The organism is Bacteroides sp. 11BF (assembly GCF_019633765.1).
In the GTDB taxonomy this organism is placed as follows: Bacteria; Bacteroidota; Bacteroidia; order Bacteroidales; family Bacteroidaceae; genus Bacteroides; species Bacteroides hominis.
In genome coordinates this window covers 1-3,591 of the sequence record NZ_JAFKPJ010000049.1, presented here as the reverse complement: position 1 = coordinate 3,591, position 3,591 = coordinate 1, and the positions used below count along the sequence as shown (strand labels likewise).

The 3,591-nt window shown below is 42.8% G+C and carries 2 protein-coding genes and 2 pseudogenes; 3 read left to right on the top strand and 1 reads right to left on the bottom strand.

Annotated features, from left to right (window positions below; translation table 11 throughout):
• Window positions 1-1,231 (top strand): annotated as a pseudogene (locus JZY04_RS20785) (DNA methylase); the annotation flags it as partial.
• Window positions 1,232-1,417: 186 nt separating this feature from the next.
• On the opposite strand, the pseudogene JZY04_RS20780 reads toward JZY04_RS20785, so the two are convergent.
• Window positions 1,418-1,697 (bottom strand): annotated as a pseudogene (locus JZY04_RS20780) (DUF418 domain-containing protein); the annotation flags it as partial.
• Window positions 1,698-1,815: 118 nt separating this feature from the next.
• Between JZY04_RS20780 and JZY04_RS20775 the strand changes: the two are divergent.
• Window positions 1,816-2,193: a nuclear transport factor 2 family protein gene (locus JZY04_RS20775; RefSeq protein WP_007366528.1), complete on the top strand. Its 378-nt coding sequence runs from the start codon at window positions 1,816-1,818 to the stop codon at window positions 2,191-2,193.
• Between the two features lie 11 nt (window positions 2,194-2,204).
• A complete protein-coding gene (locus JZY04_RS20770) occupies window positions 2,205-3,062 on the top strand; it encodes a GNAT family N-acetyltransferase (RefSeq protein WP_007366527.1) in 858 nt (285 codons plus the stop codon).
• The last annotated feature ends 529 nt before the right edge of the window (window positions 3,063-3,591 follow it).

Here is a 3,591-nt window from a genome sequence, read left to right as displayed (position 1 = left end):
TGAGGGGAAACCCTCATGTACGGTTCTGAGGGGGGAAGAGGGCAGTAATGCCCTTGACCTACCCGATCGTCCATCCGACCTGCAACAGCGTGACGGACGCGGAGTTAGGGCGGGCAACGAGATTGCCAAGCGTTTTGCCGGGAACAATGTGGATGTCATCATCTACGCGGTGGAAAAGTCGTTGGACAGCTACAAGTTCAACCTGCTGCACTGCAAGCAGACGTTCATCTCGCAGCTCAAAAGCGGGGCGATGGGCGCACGTACCATCGATGAGGGGGCTATGGACGAGAAATCGGGCATGAACTTCTCGGAGTACATGGCGTTGCTCTCCGGCAATACCGACCTTTTGGACAAGGCGAAACTGGAGAAGCGTATCGCATCGCTTGAAGGGGAACGCAAGTCGTTCAACAAGGGCAAGCGCGATTCGGAGTTCAAGCTGGAAGCCAAGACGGGGGAACTGCGCAACAACACGGCTGTCATCGAAGCCATGACGGAGGACTGGAACCGTTTTCTTTCCGTTGTGCAGACTGATAAGGAAGGTAGTCGCCTTAATATTGTCAAGGTGGACGGCGTGGATTCAACCGACGAAAAAGTTATTGGAAAGCGTTTGCAGGAGATAGCCAAGAACGCCACGACGGGCGGTTTGTACAAGCCTGTCGGGGAGATTTACGGTTTCCCGATAATGGTGGTCAGCGAGAGGATACTCAAAGAGGGGCTGGAATTTACCGACAATCGCTTCGTGGTGGAAGGGAATTACAAATACACCTATAACAACGGGCATCTGGCGATGGCTGACCCGGTAGCCGCCGCACGTAATTTCCTGAATGCATTGGAGAGGATTCCGTCCATCATCGACCAGTATAAGGCGAAGAACGAGGTGCTGGAAAAGGAGGTTCCGCAGTTGCAGGAGATAGCGGGCAAGGTGTGGAAGAAAGAGGACGAACTGAAACAGTTGAAGTCCGAACTTGCCGCGCTTGACCGCAAGATACAGTTGGAGCTTGCGCCGCCCGCGCAGGAAGTCACCGAAAAAGAAAAGAACGGGCAGGAGATCAAGCCAGATGCGGAAGGTGTACGGAGCATATCGCCACAACAAACCGATGATGTCCCGCAGATTCGCAGCCCGATGGATAAACGAAGTCCGTCTGGCAATTTCATTGCCAATCATATCATTATCGGGCGTCCGGGTTTTCAGTTTAAGGATGAAAACCGATCGAAAGGGATAAAAATTTAAAATTATGAATTTTATATAAAATATTAATAGGGGCTATCCAAAAGGTCTAAAAGTAAATCTTATCCCCTCTGCAAGTATCTGTAGAAGAGTGATTGCAAGAATTTCTTTCTTTTTGGGCAGCCTCTATTAAATTTATTTATTCTTTCTTGATTTATGTTTATAAACATTATACCAAAAACATTCCAACTAACCTTGTTTATGTTTTGTCAGCCACCATTTGCACAACCATATTTGACTCCCAAAGAGAGTGAATTCGATAAGATAACTTGCTGCATACCCACAATAAGGGGCTAAATAGAATACGAATGGGAAATAGATAACAGTACCGACAACAGATTGCGTTATGTAGTTGGTTAAACTCATTTTACCATAAAGCTGTAATGTGGAAACCGCTTTTTTTGACACGTTCCTTATGACACAATAATATGAACGAGAATATTTCTACAGAATCATCAGTAAAACAGAAAAAAATACTAATTTTGTTTTTGATGATCATTTCAAAAGGAATTAGAAAAAATGTCTAATTCTAACTTATAGAGGAAAAAGCAACAATTAAATATTAAAGAATAAAAGATACGAAAAATATGACGCCAAAAGAGATACTACAAGAATGGATTGACTGCTTCAACGCCGCCGATGCAGTCGCTTTGGCAAACTTATACGCTCAGGATGCCATAAACCATCAAGTCGCAAACACCCCGGTTATAGGAAAAACAGCTATCCATAAAATGTTTGTAAATGAATTTGCAACCTCAAAAATGGTTTGTATTGTTGAGCATATATTCGAGGATGGAGAATGGGCTATCATGGAATGGAAAGATCCGCTCGGGTTGCGAGGATGCGGATTCTTCCATGTGCAAAACGATAAAATCGTTTTCCAAAGAGGTTATTGGGATAAGCTCAGCTTTCTCAAACAGCACGGTTTAACCGTAGAGAATAGTGATAAAAATCCAAACACATAACACCGTCCGATATGGGAATCATCATTCATTCTTTAGAGTCCGTTTCTTTCAAAGATTTGTATGCGGCATTCTCATCCGCATTCAAAGATTATGATTTCTCTTTGAATGCGGATGAATTGCGACGCATGCTCGACCGACGAGGATACAATCCACAACTATCTTTCGGAGCATTTTTCGAAGGACGGCTGATTTCTTTTGTGTTTAACGGAACAGGCATGTACAACAACATCTTGACGGCCTATGACACAGGGACGGGAACCGTACCTTCATTCCGGGGATTACACCTAACCCAAAAAATATTCACTTTCAGCCTCGAATTGATATATCAACAAGGAGTTCGGCAATATGTACTGGAAGTTTTGCAACACAATCACAAAGCAATAAAAATATATCGCAAATTAGGCTTTGAAACACAGAGAAATTTCAACTACTACTCTGCCAAACTGAGCGATATTGTTCCTGTATTGCAAGTAAACCATACCGCATGTCGCATACTCCCATCGGATTTAAAAAACTGCCTTAACCAAACGGCCTGGTTCGATTTTCATCCTTCATGGCAAAATGACAGGGCTTCACTGGAACGCGGAATCGACAATTTGGACATATTGGGAGCTTATGAAAGAGAAGAACTTGTCGGATTTGTTATCTTTGAACCGGCATCAGGCGATATTTCATCCCTCGCAGTTGCAAAAGATTACCGGCGTAAAGGAATAGGTAAGTCCTTGCTTAAAAGTGCTGTCAGTCATTTTCAAAGCGATGTACTCAAATTTACTAATGTTGATTGCGATTGTGAATCAGTCACTGGTTTCTTGTCATCATTAGGACTTACCCCAAAAGGACAACAGTTTGAAATGGTCAGAAAAATTTAACCTACATTTATATGAATAGCCCTCATCATCAAATAACGGTTCTCAGCTATACGCAGGCAGGGATTTTAACCACTGAACTTCCTACGAAGAACTGAACTTTAAATTTACCACTTAACTGTCCTACGAAGCACGAAAGCCCTGCTTGCGTATAGGTGATGTTATGCGGTCGGTTTTCATTTTCTCTTCTTTCTCGTTAATTTGTCAAGCAAAGTTACTAAATTTGCAGTCAAGCAATTTCAATTTTTGAATTATGTATTTCAGCAGACCTTGGACTTCTATCTAAGTGATAGGCAGTCCTGAAAATTCCAATCTCTTTTAGGTCAAGACAATTAGTCTATGGGTTTCGTGTACCGACTTTTTTGTAAAGGCGTTACGTTGTCATAGTTGCTCTGTCGGGTAATACTGTCTATTCACTTCTCCACGATTTGAATTCAAGTATTCACCTGTAAGAAGTTACTAAACCTGTTGGCGGAATTAATTTAGTGCATACTTAATTCTGCCAATGGGCTTGTCGTTAATGAAGTTTACG

Coding starts and splice junctions, on each gene's coding strand:
- JZY04_RS20775 (WP_007366528.1), top strand. CDS start 1,816: ATGACGCCAAAAGAGATACTACAAGAATGGATTGACTGCTTCAACGCC.
- JZY04_RS20770 (WP_007366527.1), top strand. CDS start 2,205: ATGGGAATCATCATTCATTCTTTAGAGTCCGTTTCTTTCAAAGATTTG.